Source organism: Bartonella sp. CE47NXGY (genome assembly GCF_042195415.1).
Taxonomy (GTDB): Bacteria; Pseudomonadota; Alphaproteobacteria; order Rhizobiales; family Rhizobiaceae; genus Bartonella.
Window position 1 is genome coordinate 1 of record NZ_JBHIOI010000164.1, and the last position, 1106, is coordinate 1106.

The window sequence follows — 1106 nt, forward strand, 5'->3', positions numbered from 1 at the left end:
ATGTATTAACCATTGACGGGCTAAACAGTTTTGTTTAGAGGTTTTTCCATAGAAATGTGGGGGAGAGATCTTCAGCAGTTAAAATAAAGTGGTTTTTGTAAAATAAAGCAGTTTTTGGGTGTCACTTTTCTTTGGTTACAGAGGCATGTGCTTTTGTTAAAAGCGTTATAGGGCAGTGGCTGTTTTGAGTGGACTTGTTAGAGGTTCCATGAAGTTCTTTTAAAGAGTGCTTCATGAATAATGCAAAGCGGGGGCAGTCTGTATTGTTTTGTGTATTTTTACGCCAAAGTTCTCTTTTGAGAATTTTTCGTGCCATTGTTGTTTTCTTTGGCTTGTTTGCAGGTGTAAGTGTTTATGCGCGCTCCTCAGCTATTTTTCATTCCCCAACAGATAATTTTTCTCGTAGGTATTCAGAAAAGCAGCAATTAGAAAGAATTGAGAAATTACAGTCTTTAACGCCTAAAAGGATCAAGACGCCTTCAGAGCAAAATCCAGAAATGCTTTTGGGTGGGAAGCAATGTTTTCCCATTCATGCTGTTGTTGTTGAGGGAGTGCACCATGTCAAAAAGCGCTCTATATCAGCCGTAACAGAGCCTTATGTTGGAAGATGTATTGGGCTTTCTGATATCCAAATATTGATCAAGAAGTTAACCAAAGTTTATTTGGATCAAGGCTATGTAACGGCGCGTTTTTATATTCCTGATCAAGATATCAAAAACAGCAAGACGCTCAAATTTGTTGTCGTTGAGGGCAAGCTTTCAGATATTTACTATAATGGTTCACCGGCGTCTCGTTATAATAATGTTGTATGGAGTGCTTTTCCTGGGCTTCAAGGTCATGTTCTGAACATGCGCGATATTGAACAGGGGCTTGATCAGATCAACCGTTTGAGTTCAGCGCACGCTCAAAGCGAACTTCTTCCAGGGCGTGAAGAAGGCAGCACCATTGTCAATATTAACAATCATCCCGATAAAACTTTCAAGGTTACTGTTTCTCATGACAATATGGGACAAGCCTCTACGGGTTATGCGCGTTATAGTGCGGGCTTGAGGGTAGAAAATATTTTAGGGATGAATGATGCGTGGGATTTTAACTATCAACGCAGT

The 1106-nt window shown here is 40.1% G+C and carries 1 protein-coding gene; it reads left to right on the forward strand.

Annotation, left to right across the window (positions count from 1 at the left end):
* Positions 1–233: 233 nt before the first annotated feature.
* On the forward strand, positions 234–1106 hold an 873-nt coding region (locus ACFIL3_RS10405), incomplete at its 3' end, for a ShlB/FhaC/HecB family hemolysin secretion/activation protein (protein WP_375682244.1).